Annotated in this window: 1 protein-coding gene; it reads right to left on the bottom strand. The window is 71.2% G+C overall.

Annotated features, from left to right (window positions below; translation table 11 throughout):
• Positions 1-313, bottom strand: a 313-nt coding sequence (locus DSP71_RS23950; RefSeq protein ID WP_258546458.1) for a ThiF family adenylyltransferase, incomplete at both ends; no start/stop codon positions are given.

The raw sequence follows: 313 nt of genomic DNA, 5'->3' as shown, positions 1-313 counted from the left end.
AGTGACCTGCGCGTGCCACTCCTGCACGGCACCCCACACGAGCGGGAGTCCGAGCTCCTCGGCCGCAGCGGCCACATCCCGGCGGGTCGCGAACGAGTCGCTCGTGTCGACCACGAGATCGGCGCCCGCGAGGAGCCGCTCGGCGTTGGCGCTGTCGAGGCGTTCGAACACCGGGTGCACGACGGTCTGCGGGGCGAGAGACGCGATCGCGCGCGCGGCGGATGCGGTCTTCGCGGCACCGATGTCCTCCACCCGATGGGCGAGCTGACGCTGCAGGTTGGTGAGCTCCACCACGTCGTCGTCGATCACGGTG

This window comes from Microbacterium sp. H6 (genome assembly GCF_003314775.1).
Taxonomy (GTDB): domain Bacteria; phylum Actinomycetota; class Actinomycetes; order Actinomycetales; family Microbacteriaceae; genus Microbacterium; species Microbacterium oxydans.
The sequence above is the reverse complement of the archived record's forward strand: the minus strand, read 5'-3'. Positions and strand labels throughout refer to the sequence as shown.